14 protein-coding genes are annotated in these 16126 nt (G+C 54.1%); 7 read left to right on the top strand and 7 right to left on the bottom strand.

Features of this window, described 5'->3' with window-relative positions; all coding sequences use genetic code 11:
- The 7 genes from LG211_RS14380 to LG211_RS14350 are packed head-to-tail and all read right to left on the bottom strand — an operon-like array spanning position 1 to position 8267.
- On the bottom strand, positions 1-1359 hold the full coding sequence (locus LG211_RS14380; RefSeq protein WP_269477859.1) for a phenylacetate--CoA ligase family protein: 1359 nt from the start codon (positions 1357-1359) through the stop codon (positions 1-3).
- On the bottom strand, positions 1346-1771 hold the full coding sequence (locus LG211_RS14375; RefSeq protein ID WP_269477858.1) for an ATP-binding protein: 426 nt from the start codon (positions 1769-1771) through the stop codon (positions 1346-1348). The genes LG211_RS14380 and LG211_RS14375 overlap by 14 nt, the downstream gene beginning before the upstream one ends.
- Positions 1772-1773: 2 nt before the next feature.
- A complete protein-coding gene (locus LG211_RS14370; RefSeq protein WP_148397406.1) occupies positions 1774-2067 on the bottom strand; it encodes an STAS domain-containing protein in 294 nt (97 codons plus the stop codon).
- Positions 2068-2069: 2 nt separating this feature from the next.
- Complete coding sequence (locus LG211_RS14365) at positions 2070-3818, bottom strand: MATE family efflux transporter (protein ID WP_269477857.1); 1749 nt, start codon at positions 3816-3818, stop codon at positions 2070-2072.
- 21 nt (positions 3819-3839) lie between these two features.
- Positions 3840-5765, bottom strand: coding sequence for a PP2C family protein-serine/threonine phosphatase (locus tag LG211_RS14360; RefSeq protein WP_269477856.1), 1926 nt, complete (start codon positions 5763-5765; stop codon positions 3840-3842).
- Between the two features lie 28 nt (positions 5766-5793).
- Complete coding sequence (locus LG211_RS14355; RefSeq protein ID WP_269477855.1) at positions 5794-6423, bottom strand: 4'-phosphopantetheinyl transferase family protein; 630 nt, start codon at positions 6421-6423, stop codon at positions 5794-5796.
- On the bottom strand, positions 6420-8267 hold the full coding sequence (locus LG211_RS14350) for a GDSL-type esterase/lipase family protein (RefSeq protein ID WP_269477854.1): 1848 nt from the start codon (positions 8265-8267) through the stop codon (positions 6420-6422). The genes LG211_RS14355 and LG211_RS14350 overlap by 4 nt, the downstream gene beginning before the upstream one ends.
- Before the next feature lie 577 nt (positions 8268-8844).
- Between LG211_RS14350 and LG211_RS14345 the strand changes: the two genes are divergently transcribed.
- The 7 genes from LG211_RS14345 to LG211_RS14315 are packed head-to-tail and all read left to right on the top strand — an operon-like array spanning position 8845 to position 16069.
- Positions 8845-9186 (top strand): STAS domain-containing protein, encoded by a 342-nt coding sequence (locus LG211_RS14345; protein WP_269477853.1) that lies wholly within the window; start codon positions 8845-8847, stop codon positions 9184-9186.
- Between the two features lie 18 nt (positions 9187-9204).
- Positions 9205-10908 carry a SpoIIE family protein phosphatase gene (locus LG211_RS14340; protein ID WP_269477852.1) on the top strand — a complete coding sequence of 568 codons (1704 nt, stop codon included), beginning with the start codon at positions 9205-9207 and terminating at the stop codon, positions 10906-10908.
- On the top strand, positions 10905-11312 hold the full coding sequence (locus tag LG211_RS14335; RefSeq protein WP_148397400.1) for an ATP-binding protein: 408 nt from the start codon (positions 10905-10907) through the stop codon (positions 11310-11312). The genes LG211_RS14340 and LG211_RS14335 overlap by 4 nt, the downstream gene beginning before the upstream one ends.
- A gap of 20 nt (positions 11313-11332) precedes the next feature.
- Positions 11333-12625 carry a condensation domain-containing protein gene (locus LG211_RS14330; RefSeq protein ID WP_269477851.1) on the top strand — a complete coding sequence of 431 codons (1293 nt, stop codon included), beginning with the start codon at positions 11333-11335 and terminating at the stop codon, positions 12623-12625.
- Entirely contained in the window at positions 12622-14082 is a 1461-nt protein-coding gene (locus tag LG211_RS14325) for an AMP-binding protein (RefSeq protein ID WP_269477850.1), read from the top strand. Before LG211_RS14330 ends, LG211_RS14325 begins: the two co-directional genes overlap by 4 nt.
- A gap of 1 nt (position 14083) precedes the next feature.
- On the top strand, positions 14084-14311 hold the full coding sequence (locus tag LG211_RS14320; RefSeq protein ID WP_148397397.1) for an acyl carrier protein: 228 nt from the start codon (positions 14084-14086) through the stop codon (positions 14309-14311).
- A gap of 33 nt (positions 14312-14344) precedes the next feature.
- Positions 14345-16069 (top strand): MATE family efflux transporter, encoded by a 1725-nt coding sequence (locus LG211_RS14315; RefSeq protein WP_148397396.1) that lies wholly within the window; start codon positions 14345-14347, stop codon positions 16067-16069.
- The last annotated feature ends 57 nt before the right edge of the window (positions 16070-16126 follow it).

Genomic DNA, 16126 nt, shown 5'->3' with positions numbered 1-16126 from the left:
CTACCTCCTGTCCAATTCCTTGACGATGAATTTTACTTTGCCGCCCTTTTCGCTGTGAACCGGCGGTTTTTCGCTGAGACGGATGTTTACCTGGGGACAGCCGTTGTCTTTGAAGAACCGCAGCATGATTTCTCTGGCCTGTTCAAAGGCGGTGAGCCTGGTTTCCTCCGACTCGGGGACCATGCGGATTTCAAATTCCGTATCGCCGGTCTGCACCAGCTGGAGGGAGTAAACCCCTTCCACGTACATGAGACTGTATTCCACGTTGATGCCCAGCACTTCCACGCCGCCCACCATCAGGTTTTCCGTGGTCCTTCCCAGGATTTCCATCACCGGAAGCGTGATGCCGCAGGAGCAGGGCCGGCTGTGGATCTTTACTTTGTCCTCCATGTAGTAGCGGATCACCGGCTGGACGTAATTGGTCAGATCCGTCACATAGACGCCGGCCGACCATTCGCCTTCCCGGGCCGGATTCCCCTTTTCATCCACCGGCTCGATGATGACCCAATCATCGTTGACGTGGAGCTTTCCCGCAGGACAGGACATGGCCGCTTCGCCGCCCTCCGTGCTGCAATAATTATTGAGCACCGGACAGCCGAAGGTCTGGTGCAAAGCTTGATACACCTTTTCTGTGAGCACCTCCGCCGAACAGGCGATGGCCTGGGGAGAAATGTCCATTCGCCCGTCCCTTTGGGCGTTGGCCAGAGCGCCCATGACCGACGGATAGCCGGTGACCAGATCGGGCTGAAAATCGTCCAGCATGCGGACCAGATCGGCGATATCGCCGTTGATGGGCAGCTCCAGCACATTGCTCTCATAGCCGGGATAGGCTTGTTTCATGCGCAGAAGGCTGGAATAGGAAGAAACGTGGGGATCCAGAAAGACAGCGGCAGCGATTTTGTGTTTGACCGGCGTCATCAGATCCGGGTCTGTCTGGCGCAGCAGCCTGGTCTTTGTCAAAGCGCCGTGAATGGTGTTGTGGTAAGGGTCCCGCACCATAGGCATGGGATTTCCCGTGGTGCCGGAGGTAGTGATGGCCGTATAGCTTTCCAGATACAGCTCTCTGCCGCCCTCGGGGCTTTCGATATAGGAAAAGACATCCTCATAGCGGATCCGCGGGTCGGTCACCCAGGCTTCATAGTCTTTCATGAGCTGTTTTTTATTGGTAGGAGGAAGCTGGGAAAGGGTGAAACTTTCTCCAATGTCTTTATAGGCTTTTTTAAAATAAGGCGAATAGTTCCTGGCGTAGCAGGCCAGCTCCATAAGCCGGGTGTCTCTCAGCTTGCCGCGCTGCTTTTGGGGCATGGTTTCCGCCTCTTTGCACAGGCGAAGGGCCTGATTCATGTCAATGGTTTTCATAATGTTCCTCCTTTTGCAAATACATTCCCACCGTTAGGATATTGGTCCCGTCCTCATATTGATAAGATACCCGGTCCGCGCAGGTTTTGGTCAGGTAAACGCCCAGGCCGCCGATGGGCCTTTGACCGGCCGGGGACTGGAGATCCGGCTCCGGCTGTTTGAGAGGGTCGAACGGCTTTCCCCTGTCGCGAAATTGCATCAAAAACATGCCCTTTTCCGCGCCGCAGCTTATTTGGATCAGCCCTTCTTCGCCGCCGTAGGCGTAGCCGGCGATGTTGACAAAGATTTCTTCTGCCATAAGCTCCAGCTTGGCCCGGTCGCCCTCCCAGCCGCAGCTTTGGGCGGCTTTTTCGACAAAGGCCAGGGCCTGGTACAGGGCTTTTATTTTGGCTGGAAGGGTGATGGTATCCATGGCTAATCCATCCGGATATCCAGAACTTTGTCAAAGCCGCTCATGCGCATGACTTCCAGCACAGCAGGGGCGGGGTTCGCCGCGGTGAAAGGCGCTTTCTGGCTGTCGGCTGTTTTTTTGCAGACCAGAAGAGCCCGCAGCCCGGCGCTGGAGATGTACTCCAGATCCGTAAGATCAAGGGTCAGCTCTTGAAAGGTTAAATCCTTCACAGCCTCTGTCAGCTCCGGCGCGGTGATGGTATCCAGTCTTCCTGAAAGCGCGATGGTAACGCGTTCCTCTTTGTTGGTAATAATCATGTTCAATCTCCTTTCCGATCAATGGTTACAATGGTGCAGTTCATGCCCAGAATATAGTCGTAGCGGATCCCGCTGGTGACCGCCTCGGCTACCGCCAGATTTCCGAACTGGCGCAGGTCCGTTTCCTGAAACGGGTCAAAGGGGTATCCGTTATCCTTGAAGATCATGGAAATCCGCCCTTCCTCCAGGGTCAGGCGCACGTCGATAAAGCGGTTCTTTCCACCTGTTTCCCGGCTGTGGATGGTGTTGACGGTCATTTCCTCCACGGCCACGGCCGCCATATGGGAAGTCACCGGATCTACGCCCCGCTTCCGGCAAAAGTCCATGGCCTGCCCGGAAAGCAGAGCGGCCTGAGTCTCTTCCCGGGGCAGGGTCACTTCCATTACCTGCCTGTTTGGGTTTTCTTCCAAGAGGAAAATCCCCTTGGCCCCTGGATTCTTTTTCTGCTTTTGCCGGACGAAGAGGAGCAACAGCAAAATCGTGAGAAGTTCTCCCGCCGGAAACGCGATCCAGATTCCCGCCGCCCCCATGATGCGTGCCAGCAGGAAAGCCGCCGGTACGACGATGGCAAAGCCTTCTAAGAGCGCAACCAGGCTGGAAAGGTTTTGATACCCCACGACCTGATAGACGCACATGGAAATGAATAGAAATCCCATGAAGGGCAGGCTGATGGCGTAGATGCGGAGAGCCTGGGCGGCGATGGCTACCTGGTGGGGGTCATTGACACCGAACAGGCCGGTGATTGTGGAAGGGATGGCTTCAAAAATCACCAGTAGGATCAGGGATGCCGACACGGTAATGGCAACGGCTTTACGGATGGTGAAACGGACACCGCTCAGATCCTGTTCACCGTAAAAAGTCCCCAATAGCGGGATCATGGTCTGGGCCGAGCCTCCCACGAACATGGAGACGATGGACAGGCAGGAGGTGCATACGGAAAAAGCTGTAACCCCGTCGCTGCCCAGGTACACGGAGACGATGGCATTGACGCAGGTGAGCCGGAAGAAGTTGAGGGCCGTATTGATGGTCAGGGGAAGTCCCGTGCCCATGATGTTTTTCAGCATGGAAAAGACGTGGCCTGGCAGTCCGCAAAACCGCAGCTCCTTTGCCCGGGCGACGCCGCCCAGGGCAATGAGTAGGCCGACAAAATATCCGCAGCCCGTAGCCAGCGCCGCGCCGCCGATGCCGCTTTCCAGCAGGACGACGAAAATCAGATCCAGCGTCAGATTGATCACATTGGCGGCGATCAGCACAAAGGAGGCCAGCTTAACTTCGCCGGTGGAGCGGAGAAAATACACCAAGCCCGGGACCAGGATCAAAAACGGCGAGGCCAGCATGACCACCCTCAGGTAGTCGAATACCAGCTCCGTCAAATCCCGGGCATGGACGGTGAGAGCTTTCGCCAGGGGTCCGCAGGCGTAAAGCCCCAGCAGGCAGATCACAATAGCGGTGAAAATCATCGTCAGCACAGAGACGGTAAACAGCTCTCTGGCCCGCTCTTTCTGCCGCTTTCCCAGGGCTACCGAATAGAGGGTGGATCCGCCCACGCCGATGAGCACGTATACGGAATTGAACAGCAGCGTAATGGGAAGGACCAGGTTTACCGCCGCCAGAGCGTCCGGCCCCAGGATGTTGCCCACAATGATTCCGTCGATGACCGTACTCAAGGAAAGAGCCATGGTCATGAGTATGGTTGGAAAAAAGAATTTCATAAATTGCTGGTTGATAATGATGCCTTTACGTTCTAACAAAGCTACCTCCTGTGATTTTGCTTATTTCATGGAAAGGGCCAGCATGGTGATGTCGTCCGACTGCTGGGCGCCCTCTGTAAATGTTTCCAGCCTGGCCGCCAGGTTTTCTACCAGTCCTTGGCAGCCGCTCCCCTCCCGGAGCTGCCGTCCCGCTTCCTCGAAAAGCCGGTGATTTCCGAAAAATTCGCCGTCGCTATTTTCCGCCTCATTGACGCCGTCGGTGTAGATGAAGAGCATAAAATCATCGGCAAGGTCCATGGTATGCTGCTGGTAATGGGTATTTTCCATGGGCCCTAGGACAAAGTCCGCCTCTTCGTCCAGCCAGCAGATACGCCCGTTGTTTTGGCAGATCGGCGGATTGTGTCCCGCGTTTGCATAGGTCATGCGTCTGTTTTTCCGGTCCACGATCGCCGCAAAGGCGGTGACGAACATCATGGCTTTGTTGGATTTGGACAGGGCATTGTTGACCCGGGCCATCATCTGGTCCGGCGGCAGGGAGCAGCCCTCTTCCATGAGGATTTTGGCCTGTACCATGAACATGGCCGCTGAAATGTCCTTTCCCGAAACATCGGCAATACAGACAAAGACCCGGTCCTCATCTAGCCGGGAAAAGTGGTAAAAGTCTCCGCCCACTTCTCTGGCCGGCTTGATAAAGGGGACGATGTCAAAGCCGCTTCCGGTCCAGCGTTCCGGCAGCAGGCCCTGCTGGATGTTCCTGGCTATGTTCAGCTCGGCAGCCAGCTTTTCTTCTTTGATGGCCCTAAGCCGGGTCTCTTCCACAAAGGCGCGGATGTTTCCGGCCATGGTATTGATGGATTGTCCCAGCCCGTCCAGCTCGTTTCCCGTCCGTCCGATCACCAGGCTTTCTTCGGTCAATGTTTCGCCCGCCGCAAACTGCCGGGCGTAGTTTGCCGTCTTTTCCACCGGCTCGGCCACGACCCGTTGAATCCCCTTCAGCAGCAGAGGCAGAACGATGATAAAAAAGGTTCCGATGACCGCTGCGGCGACGATGACCCGCAGCCAGAGTAGGGAGGTGTTTCCCGCGCCCTGGGTAAAGGCGGCGAAATCCACGTAGAGCAGGCGCAGGCAGACGGCGGTAAGGGCGATTAAAATCATACAGAGAATCAGCAGAAACAGGGTGACGAACTGGGCCCTCACCCCTACAGGCGGCAGGTATCGGCTCTCCGTCTCTGTTTCTTCTTTTCCCCGGCCCACAGGCAGACAGGCCAGAACCAGGGAGGCCGCTAGCAGCAGAAGGCACAGGCCGGTGATGAGGGGGCTCTGCCTGATTTCCTGGCCCTGGCCCATGGTCAGCGCGGTCAAAGCGCAGGCGACTGCCACTACCAGGCCGGAGAGCAGGTAATCGGGGAGATAGTCCCTTTCCCGCCGAATCCGCCGGTACGCCTGCCAGGGAATATGGGGCGTCATGCGAAAAACCGTGAGGCAGATTTGGAAGAGGAGCATGCCTCCCAGAAGGGAAAGGTCGTAGTATTGGAGCGCCACAGGGAGAAAAAAGGCTCCGAAGGAAAACCCTGAAAGAAGCTGACCTCCCGCTCCGATCACGCCCACGGAGGCGCAGCTTGCGATGAGGGAGACAGCCACGAATTTGAGAATGGAGCCGGAAGACTCCAGGTATCGCGGCCCCTGCCGTCCCGCGAAGAACAGGGTGTGCCACAGCTTGTAGGGCAGCCAGGCCATGAGGAAATTGCCCGCAAAGCCGAAAATGCAGTAGATATCCGGGCCTGTGCAAAGATCGCCCAGCAGGTTCCCCAGGGCGCAGGAAAGCGCGCCGGGAAAACCGCAGAGCAGCCCCGCGGCCATGGGCAGGAGGCTGGTAAAGCGGATCTCCGAATATCCGTCGGAAAAATGAAGTCCCGCAAAGGGCAGGGCGAGGATAAAGTAGAGGATTCCGATTCCCAGATATAGTCCGATTTTTTTGCTTGTCATTGTTTCTCCTCCCAAATACGCGGGGCAATTACCAATCCTTTGCCCTGACTTCCTCCGGCTTTACTTCCCCCACGGGCCGCTTGCAGCAGACGGCCAGGGAGTAGCCGGGGAAAAAGGGGATTTCTTTCAAATGATAGCTGTCGTCGCCGTCGATCCCGGCCTTTCCGCCGGAAAAGGAGATGGAAAAAGACGTTGGCGGAAGGGAAAAGCCTTTTCCCACAGCTTTCATGTAGCTTTCCTTCAGGGTCCAGATGGAATAGAAAAGCTCCCTTTGCTGTTGGCTGGCTAAAAAGAGCCGCCGCTCCTTTGGGTGAAAGCTGATTTTGGCCATGGCCGGAAGGTCGCCCGGTTCCTGCTGCTGTACGTCCGCGCCTACGGTTTGGTCCGCGGCGGCCAGGACGACGAAATCTCCCGAATGGGAGAGATTGAAGGTTCCCTTGCCGTTCAGGAGCGGCTTGCCGTATGGGTTATAAGACAGGCGTTTTTCATAGCCCTTTCCCAGCCAGTGGGACAGCAAAAGTCCCCCGCCCAGGCATCGCAGCCGGTCTTCTCTTCGCAGATAGCGGTTCATTTTTTCTCTGCGGCATTCAGGGAGAAGGCGGATGAGCGGCTCAAGCTCCTGGGGGAACTTTCGTATATCGCAGTAGAGCAGTTTCATCGGCTTTGGTTTCTTCTCTCCCGGATCACCAGGAACGCCATCGTTAAGATGGAGACGAGCAGGAGAATGAGAGGAAGCTTTATGGAGAAATCATCGCCTGTGGGTACCGCGGCCGAATCTGCGCCGGCGGCGGCCATGGTTACTGCAACCGTGTAATCCCGGGTCGTGCCGTCCTCGGCGGTAACGGTGTAGGTGACAGGCTCCGTGAAGTCGTTGACGGTAACGCCGCTGATCTGTTTTACGCCGCCTGCCGTCAGTTCCGCCCCTTTGCTCAGGGTAAAGTCAGCCGTCAGTTTTTTCGGATCGCTGCTCTGGGGAAGAGTGACGCGGATCGTCTTTTTCTTCTCGTCGATCGCTCCCTTTACTCCATCCAGGGAAAAGTTTTTGATTTTCTTTTCATGGGAAAGATCCGCGGCCGGCATCCCAGGCGTATAGGTGCGTTCAATGACTGGAAGGGCCAGGTCCGCGATCAACTGATGCCCCTCATGATTGGGATGAGGGTCGATGTTCAGGTTTATAATATCATCACCGGGTATATTTGGCGTGCTATTATCATCTCTGGTGATTTCCACGTTGGTCAAATCGTCCTGATTGAAGGGCTTATAGAGATCAATGCTGTGATAGCCGGCGGTGTTCTTTTTAAAAGCCTGGTTCATCTTCTCGATATATCTGGCCCCGTATGCGCCCAGATCGAGGGAAGGAAGGTTGGCCCAAGTATTGGGGTCAACGGTATTTTCAAGGCCAGGAACCAGTTTCTTGATATCCAGCTCTTCTCCATAAAAAGGATTGTACAGGGTTGTCCAGTAGATCTCCGCGCCTGGGGCCGCTTTGTGCAGCTTTTGCAAAATCGCCAGCTGAATCTTGTCCTGGAATTCCAGGCAGGCGGCATTTAATGTTGGATTGTCGTCAAGGTCCAGCTTGAGATCATTGATCACATTAGACAGCTTTTGCACAAACTGATTGACCACAGGGATCGGCCGTTTGAGCGCGCCGCCCCCATTGGCCCCTTTCACTTTTGCCTGGCCGAATTCCGCGGCCACGGCCTGTTCCACGATTTCCATGAAAGGCCCCAGCAGGTCGTTGGAGCCGATGGTTACGGTTATCACATCGGCGTTTTTCAGGGCCGCGTCATAATCGCCGCGGTTGAGCTGGTCCAAAAGCTGCTCGGAGGTCCAGCCGGAAACAGCCTGATTGTCTGTGACGGCAGGCCCTTTATTTTTGCTCAGTTCTTTTCCGATGAGGGATACGAAGGCATCCTGCGGGGTGGGGTATTTGTCGGCAGTGAGGTCATTTTTTACATAGCTGGGAAGGGCGTATCCCGCCGCGATGCTGTCGCCGAAAGCTACATATTTTGTACGGGCCGGTTTGTAGAAGACTTGCTCTATGGGAATTCCGTATGCCAGCAGAGCCTTTTTCGTGTCCGTATTTCCGGTTTCAAAAATCGTATCCGCAGGCAGGCCGTCCAAGGCACGGGCGTCGATGGTGATCCGTCCTTCTATGCGGACTTTATCGATCTTTTCGCAGCCAGCGAATGCCTTTGCGCCGATTTTGCTCACGCCAAAAGAGCGCACTGTTTCCCAGGCGTCATAGGAGGTCACATCTTCGGATATGAATAGGGTTCCTGTGGTCCCGGCGGATAGGGCGGCGTTTTCTCCGTCTCCAAGCTGGACCGTGCCGTCCTGGAGAATCTTGTAGCGGGTGTCGACTCCCGTTTTGTAATGGGTGATGAACTCGCCTGCCGCTGCGTGGACCGTTTCAGCGGAAAAGTCGGCCGCCATGGTGAAAAGTAAAGCGGCTGCTGCGGTTAGACTGATCATTCTGCGGAATATTTGCGCTGCGTTCATATGTATTGCCTCGTTTCTTTTTACTCATGATTTTAAATTTTAACGTGGCTGTAGGTGAAAAACAATCGAGTTGCATATTTTGCAGTAAATTCTGCTTAATTTGTATGGGGATAGTTGGTATTGTGTTGAAACGAGAAGGAGACATAAAAGTTCCGCCTTCAGTCATGTATTAATTCAAATGGGAAAAATTTTATTAAAAGTTTTCATTATTTACGCAAAGCTGTGGGTTTGAGAGGCCCTATATGGCTAAAAAGCGGGCTAGGCCGCTTTTTGTCTCATTCGAGAGGAGGAAACCGTTGAAAAGTGCGTAAATTTCGTGATTTTTTTCAATTTTTTTCAACCCCCCTATGCAGCCTTAAATTAAAAAAAGCATGCGCTGGCCGGGCGCTCTCCCGCACACACCTGCAAATTATGCAGAAAAATATGCAAATTAAGCAAAAACTTCCGCAGCCTGCATTGACAGTTATAGAATCCGTTGTTATTACAAGGTAACTTCGCTATAATTAGAACAAAATCCAACATTGGTTAAAGTGCTGTCTTTGGGAACCTGCCTGCATCGCCGTAGGAGTGCTGTTCAATGGTAAAAAAGGAGACATTTAATTTGGAAAGCAACTTAAAATTAGAAAAACATACGGAAGGGGAAACCCTTACCATCGACCTGACCGGCCGGCTGGATACGGCCACGGCGCCGGAACTGGAAGGCAAACTAAACGGCTGGCTGGAAGGCGTAAGTACGCTGATTCTCGACTTCAAGGAAATCGAATATCTTTCCTCGGCAGGCCTGCGGGTACTGCTTTTCGCCCATAAGCAGATGATGGGACGCGGCGGGCAGCTGCATATTAAAAACGTACAGGAAATGGTCATGGAAGTCTTTGAAATGACCGGATTTTTCGACGTTTTGTCTATTGAAGGCGCGTAAACAAAAGGAAGTGGTTTTTTGAAACTCTACCAGAAGATTTTTTTATCAGCCATCCTCTTCTTCGTCATCACCATGCCTTTCCGGGAATTCTTCAAAGTGATGGCAGTGACGGAAATGCGCCCGGTCAGCGCCCTGCCGCCGGCATTGGGGCTTCTGTTTGGATATCCGGGAGCTTTGGGCTGCGCCATCGGCAATCTGGCGGCCGACGCCCTTTCCGGTTACAGTCCGCTTTTGTGCGGTCTGGGATTCATCGCCCAGTTTATCTATGGCATACTGCCTTACCTGCTCTGGTTCGGCTTCAAAGATAGGAAGCTGCAGCCGGATCATTTCCTGCGCCTTAACAGCGTCAAAAAGCTCCTGCGCTACATTGGAATTATCGTTCTGGATTCCGCTGTTATGGCCGTCATGTTTGGCATTCTTATGCGGGTGACGGGTCTGGGAAAATTCTGGACCACCGCTGACGTGATGGTGTTTCTCAATAACGTGGTCTTCTGCATGATTTTGGGTATACCGATCATCGTTTTCGCGGGAACCAGATCAAAAGGCCGGAGCAAACCGGTCATTTCCCTCAACGAACGGCTAATCCTGATTTTCATCCTTCTGGGCGTTATTTCCGCTTCCCTGATCGGTTTGTTTGCCTACACAGAATTATCACGGTACATACCCGATCCGCTGTCCATGTGGAATTGGATCTACCTTTATATGGTCATGGATCTGACTGTTTTTTATATCATCACTGTCCTTTTTCTGAAATACGCGGAAAAGAATATCACTGTTCCCGTCGAATCTATCGCTGGGATCGCCAAAAACTACATTGACGAGGAAAGCGGCAAGGCGGATACCGGGGAAATCGCCGCAGAATGCGAAAAGCTCCTGGACAGCAAAAGCGAAGTGAGCTACCTGGCGGAAGGCTTTCGCCAGATGGTGCAGGATCTGGACGCCTATATCGCCAACCTGACAGCTATGACCGCGGAAAAAGAACGGATCGGGGCCGAGCTGCAAGTAGCGGCCCAGATTCAGACAGATATGCTCCCCGTCGATTTTCCTCAGAGGAAAGAGTTCCAACTTCGCGCGGCCATGACCCCGGCCAGGGAAGTGGGCGGCGATTTTTACGACTTCTTCTTTGTCGATGAGGACCATCTGGCCGTGGTCATCGGCGATGTTTCGGGAAAGGGCGTGCCGGCGGCGCTGTTCATGGTCATCGCCAAGCTGCTGATCAAAAATCACGCCCAGAGCGGCGAAAGCCTGGGAGAAGTTTTTTCCGCGGCCAACGACCAGCTCTGTGAAAACAACAAAAAGTCCATGTTTGTCACCGGCTGGATGGGCGTTCTGACCCTTTCCACCGGGAAACTGGAATTTGTCAATGCGGGACATAACCCGCCCCTCATAAAAAGGGACGGCTGTTTTGAATATTTGAAATCCAAAGCCGGATTCGTGCTGGCGGGAATGGAAGGAATCGCCTATAAGCAAAACGAACTCTGGCTCGCACCCGGCGATTCTCTCTATTTGTACACTGACGGTGTAACGGAGGCAGCGGACCGGCAAAATCAATTATACGGGGAAGAGCGGCTGCGGCAGACCCTCCAGAAGAGCGAAAGCCAGGAAGCCGAAGCGCTTTTGGATACCGTAAAGCTGGATCTGGATCGATTTGCCGGAGATGCGCCCCAGGCCGATGACATTACCATGCTCTATTTGATTTACAAAGGAAGGGCAGGATCATGAAACAGATTACGGTGGAAGCAAAGCAGGAAAACCTGCAACGGGTTTGGACCCTGATCGAGGGCGTGCTGAAAGCCTGCGGATGCTCCCAGAAAGTTTGCCATCAGGTCGAACTGGCGGTGGAAGAAATCTATGTCAACATTGCCAGCTATGCCTATGGGCATGAAAGCGGACCGGTGACGGTGGAAGCGGAAGGTTTTCCGGAAGAAGGGAAACTGACAATCCTTTTTCGAGACAGAGGCCGGCCCTTTGATCCGCTCAAAAAACAGGACCCGGACATCACCCTTGCGGCGGAAAAAAGAAAATGCGGCGGGCTGGGGATTTTCATGGTAAAAAAAATGATGGATGAAGTGAGCTATGAATTCAGGGACGGAAGCAATGTTCTGACCATAAAGAAATATTTTTGACAGAGGAAAAGGAGAACACGATGAAAGCACAGAGACATCCGCTTATCAAGCAGCAAGGTGAGATTTTGCAGTTCGACCTGGATCCGGCTCAGAGGGAAAATGTCAACACCCTTTTGGCGGTCTGCTGGTTTGAAGCGTCCTATGAGGATGAAATCGTCGGTAAAGCGCTGAATCTGATCCTGAAGCATGAACAGGCGCTGCGGCTGCGGGTTGGAAGAGCGGGCGGGCAGTACGTCCAGTACGAGCAGGAATATGTCCGCGAGTCCATTCCCACAGCAGATTACGGCAGCGATGATGAAGCTCAGGTGCGGGCGCGTTTTGAGGCCCTGGCCCAGGAGCCGATTCCGCTCCTTGACAGCCCCCTTTACCAGCTGGCTATTTTTCATTATGGGCAGGGAATGGGGGTTTCCCTCAAATTCCACCATATTATCATGGACGGATGGAGCCTGGCTCTTTTCGCTCAGCAGCTGATGGATTACTGCAAGGCTCTGGCGGAAGGCCGCGAACCACAGCCGGAAAAACACGATTTTACAGACTGCGTTACGGCTATTTTGCAGCGCTACTGTTCTTCCCGCTATGAAAAGGACCGCCGCTACTGGCGTGATCTTTTCGCTCAGCAGCCGATTCTCTGCCGCATGCGGCCCGATCGTCCCCAAGTCGAGGAATCGGAAGGGGACCGGGTACAGGTACCTCTGGACCGGCAACTGTCCCGGCGCATCAATGACCATTGCGGCCAGCTGAATATTTCTCCGGCCGTGTTGTTTGAGACTGCTCTACTGCTCCATCTGTACAGGCAGAATCCCGGCTGCAGTCGGGTGGACATCGGGCAGAACATGATGAACCGGGGCGACCTTATGGAAAAGGATCGGCTGGGCATGTTTACGGCGGAACGCATGCTGTGCGTCAACCTGCATGATGAAGACCTCATAGCAGACGTATACCGGAAAATCAAAGAATCCAACATGGAGGCCTACTATCATGGGCTGTGTCTTCACGATGAAGTGCTGGAGCTGGCGCAGGCGCAGCATCCGCAGGTGGCGGCCATTCGGGATGCGGAATTCAGCTACCTGCCCTGCGGCGATCTAAAGCAGCGGGGGTGCCGCATGGAATGGATCGCCAACGGCGCACCGGAAGTATCGCTGGAATTCACCTTGTTCCATATGAATGACCCGGACGAATTTACCGTTATTTTCGATTACCGGAAATCCGCCTTTACCCGAGAAGAAGCGGAAAAAACCTTAGGGAGAATTATCGCTCTGGCGGAAAAGGCCATGGAGGATACCAATCAAAAAGTGGGCGAGGTCATAGGATGATTTACAAGGATTACATACAAAAGCACGCTGCAGAGGCACCACGGGAAGCAGTTTTTCTGCTCCGGGAAGGGCAGGAACGAAAGGAAATCACCTGGGAGCGGTTTTTCAGCGACATCAACGCTCTGGGGACCGGGCTTGTGGCCGGCCATCCGGGCGCGCGGATCGGGATACTGGGGGAAAACAGCTATCAATGGGCCCTGATCCACATGACGGCGGTTTTGGGCGCAGGCGCGGCCGTGCCTTTGGACCGGGATCAGCGGGAGGATACCCTGGCCTCCCAGATCAGAACCACGGAATGCAGCCTGGTCTTTTACTCCGCTCAGTACCGCAAGAAAGCCCGGCGGCTGGAGGAGATGCTTGACAAAACCTGCTTTATCTGCTGGGACGAGGAAGAATTCGACAAAATGCTGGAGCTGGGTAACGCAGAACTGGAGCGCGGCAATGATCAGTACATATCGCTGCGCCCGGGGGAAGAGGATCTGGCCTGCATCATCTTTACCTCCGGGACCACTGGCGGGCCGAAGGGTGTCATGCTTTCCCAGAAAAACATCGTTTCCATGGTATCAGCCGCGCTGGAGCTGCTGGATCTTGCGCCGGGGGATCGATGCCTTTTGGTCCTGCCCCTGTATCATTGCTACGGCTGCTTTTACAACCTCTACGCCGGTCTTGCGGCCCGCTGCGTCCAGTGCATCTGTCCGGATTTGAAGCGGGTTTCACAGCAGATTGTTTTTTTTCAGGCCAGGATTCTCTTTCTGGTGCCGGTGGTGGTAGAGGCGCTGCTCACGGAATTGGAGCGCAGCGGGATGAGCGCGGAAGAATTTTTCGGCGGCAGCCTCAAATGGGTGATGAGCGCAGGCGCGCCCATTTCGCCTCAGATTATCAAGCGCTTTGGAAAACATGGAGTGGACGTGCTCAACGGCTATGGGATCACCGAATGTACGGCCATCGTTTCCCTCAATCCGCGCCGGGCTTTCCGGGCGGATACGGTAGGACTTCCGGGCAAAAACTGGGATGTAAAAATCGCGGAGGACGGAGAAATCTGCGTCAGCGGCAGCAATGTGATGATGGGCTATTACGGGGATGGCGAGAGCCGGCAGGCCGTTATGGACGGGCCCTGGTTTCGCACCGGCGACTTGGGATATTTGGACCAGGACGGCCATCTGGTCATCAGCGGCCGCAAAAAGAATTTGATTATCCTTTCCAACGGCAAAAACGTGTCGCCGGAGGAGCTTGAGGAGCAAATTCATCGGATGGAAGGCGTAAAAGAAGTGCTGGTTTATGAAAAGGACCAGAAAATTACCGCCGAAGTTTATACGGAGCTTTCCGAGGAAGCGCTGTCCGCGGAAATGGCGCTGCTGAACCGGAAGCTTCCGGCTTATGAGCGGATCCAGCAGGTCCTCATTCGGGACACGGCTTTTGAAAAGACCGGCGGACAGAAGATAAAAAGGAGAAGATAGGATGAGAAAAGAATTGGAACAGGTGATGGGGCAGTACACCAAGGTCAGCCCTCTGAAAGCGGAGATGGAGCTGCAAAAAGATCTGGGTCTGGACTCCTTTACGGTGATGAACATTGTGGTCAGCCTGGAGGACTGCCTGGACATTGAGATACCGATTTCCGAGGCAGCGGACTTTCTGACCGTGGGAGATATAGAAGCTTATCTTGCGGAGGCTTGCCAGGATCGCTGATACAGTGAATCGTAAATTCCGAGAGGAGGGCAAATGGAGCGCTTGGGCCTGAAAAAGAATTTCATTTCGGAAAAGTTCAAATCCATTTTTCTCGTATCCACCCTGTCGATGCTGGTGGAGTATATTGTCATGCTCTCCGATAATGTGATCGCAGGAAATCTGGTGGGAGAACGTGCCGTGGCGGCCATTACGCTGGTGGGACCAGCCTTTTCCATCTCCGTGTTTTTCGCCTTCCTGGTATCCCAGGGGACGATCATTCTCATGGCTTTTGCCGTGGGCGAGGGGGATCGGGAAAAAGCCAACCGCTATTTCAGCCAGGGTTTGATTCTGTGTTTTGCCGTGGGAGCCGGGCTGACGGTTCTCTTCCTTTTGTTTCGGGAAGAGGTGTTTCGGCTTGGGCATGTTTCTCAGGAAGTGGCGGCTTACGCCGCGCAGTATTACCGGTATCTTTGCTTTATCCCACTTTTGCAGGCGCTCAACGCGCTCTTTTACGGCGTTGTCTTAAATGAAGGGGGCGAGCGGATCTGCATGATCTCGTCAGCGGCGCAGGTGAGCGGCAATATCGCCATGTCCCTGCTGCTCTGCAGCCAGATGGGAGTGGCGGGTGTCAGCCTGGCTTCGGTGCTGAGCAACGTTCTTGCGGATGCCATTCTCTGTCTGCAATTTTTTCAAAAGCAGAATCAGCTCCGCTTTACCTGGTATTGCCGCTTGCGGTCTGTTTTATCCATGCTCAAATACAGTGTCAACGATTCCTTCCGCTATCTGTATCTGGCGGCGTTTCAGGTCAGTCTCAACCTGTTTTTGGTCTATCGCTTCGGCGATAACGCACTGATTACGGCGGCCGTCATCCTCAACCTGCTCAATTTGATGCTCAGCGCCTTTGACGGGATCGGCGAGGGGATGCAGGTGCTGGTCAATGTCTATCGGGGCGAGAAGAACCAGCGGGGAATTTTTCGCTCGATGAGACTGGGGATTTTTGTTTCTGCTGCGGAAGGTCTGGCGGTGACGGCGGCGCTGCTTTTGCTGAGCGGCCAGATCCCCCGGCTCTTTGGAGTAAAAGAAGGAGCTCTGCTTTCGCAGACTCAGACGGCCGTCTGCATATATGCCCTCTCAGCGGTGTTCATCAGCATTGGGATTCTGCTTTCAGCCTATTACTGCTTTATTGACGAAATCAAGCTTTCGCTGGCCCTTTCGTTTTTGCTGCTGCTTTTCTTCCCCATATTATGCGCAGTGGTTTTCGGGGGATTGTGGGGACTTACGGGTGTATGGATCGGACTCGCCATTTCCTCCGCGGCCGCCCTTGCTGCGGGATTTCTGCTGGTCGGCGGAAAATGCAGGGATGGGAAGAAGGTGTTTCCCCTGCTGCTGGACCAGGAAGTTTTGGAAAACCAGGCAGCCTTTGACGTGCCGGGCACCCAGGACGGCGTCATGGAGCTTGTGGGGCTGCTGGGCCGGGAATTGACAGAGCGAGGCGCGCAGGTGCGGACAAAATTCAGAATCGAGCTGATTACCGAAGAAACCGGCATGCTGGCGGTGGGAAAAAATCCGGAACATGATTTTCGCATAGAGGCCAGCCTGCTTTTTGACGACGGGGTTACTTTGGTTTTGCGGGACAACGGGCAGAATTACGATGTGACTGAGGAAAACAAAGACCTTACTTCCATGCAGGAATACGCGGCGGATCGGATCATCGGCTCCCACAAGGAAAAAAAGTATATGCTCACCAGCGGGTACAACCGGACGGTGTTTCGGTTTTAGGGGGATTATCCTTATAATCCGACTTTCTTGCGTTTTAACCGGCTTTTTTGCCGGTTT

Source organism: Hominibacterium faecale, assembly GCF_020734085.1.
Lineage (GTDB): Bacteria > Bacillota > Clostridia > Peptostreptococcales > Anaerovoracaceae > Hominibacterium > Hominibacterium faecale.
This window is presented reverse-complemented; position numbering and strand designations above follow the sequence as displayed.

Bases quoted from the DNA above. Each gene is read 5' to 3' on its own strand.
- LG211_RS14370 (WP_148397406.1), bottom strand. From the start codon at position 2,067: ATGATTATTACCAACAAAGAGGAACGCGTTACCATCGCGCTTTCAGGA.
- LG211_RS14350 (WP_269477854.1), bottom strand. From the start codon at position 8,267: ATGAACGCAGCGCAAATATTCCGCAGAATGATCAGTCTAACCGCAGCA.
- LG211_RS14360 (WP_269477856.1), bottom strand. From the start codon at position 5,765: ATGACAAGCAAAAAAATCGGACTATATCTGGGAATCGGAATCCTCTAC.
- LG211_RS14325 (WP_269477850.1), top strand. From the start codon at position 12,622: ATGATTTACAAGGATTACATACAAAAGCACGCTGCAGAGGCACCACGG.
- LG211_RS14375 (WP_269477858.1), bottom strand. From the start codon at position 1,771: ATGGATACCATCACCCTTCCAGCCAAAATAAAAGCCCTGTACCAGGCC.
- LG211_RS14335 (WP_148397400.1), top strand. From the start codon at position 10,905: ATGAAACAGATTACGGTGGAAGCAAAGCAGGAAAACCTGCAACGGGTT.
- LG211_RS14355 (WP_269477855.1), bottom strand. From the start codon at position 6,423: ATGAAACTGCTCTACTGCGATATACGAAAGTTCCCCCAGGAGCTTGAG.
- LG211_RS14380 (WP_269477859.1), bottom strand. From the start codon at position 1,359: ATGAAAACCATTGACATGAATCAGGCCCTTCGCCTGTGCAAAGAGGCG.
- LG211_RS14320 (WP_148397397.1), top strand. From the start codon at position 14,084: ATGAGAAAAGAATTGGAACAGGTGATGGGGCAGTACACCAAGGTCAGC.
- LG211_RS14330 (WP_269477851.1), top strand. From the start codon at position 11,333: ATGAAAGCACAGAGACATCCGCTTATCAAGCAGCAAGGTGAGATTTTG.
- LG211_RS14315 (WP_148397396.1), top strand. From the start codon at position 14,345: ATGGAGCGCTTGGGCCTGAAAAAGAATTTCATTTCGGAAAAGTTCAAA.
- LG211_RS14345 (WP_269477853.1), top strand. From the start codon at position 8,845: ATGGTAAAAAAGGAGACATTTAATTTGGAAAGCAACTTAAAATTAGAA.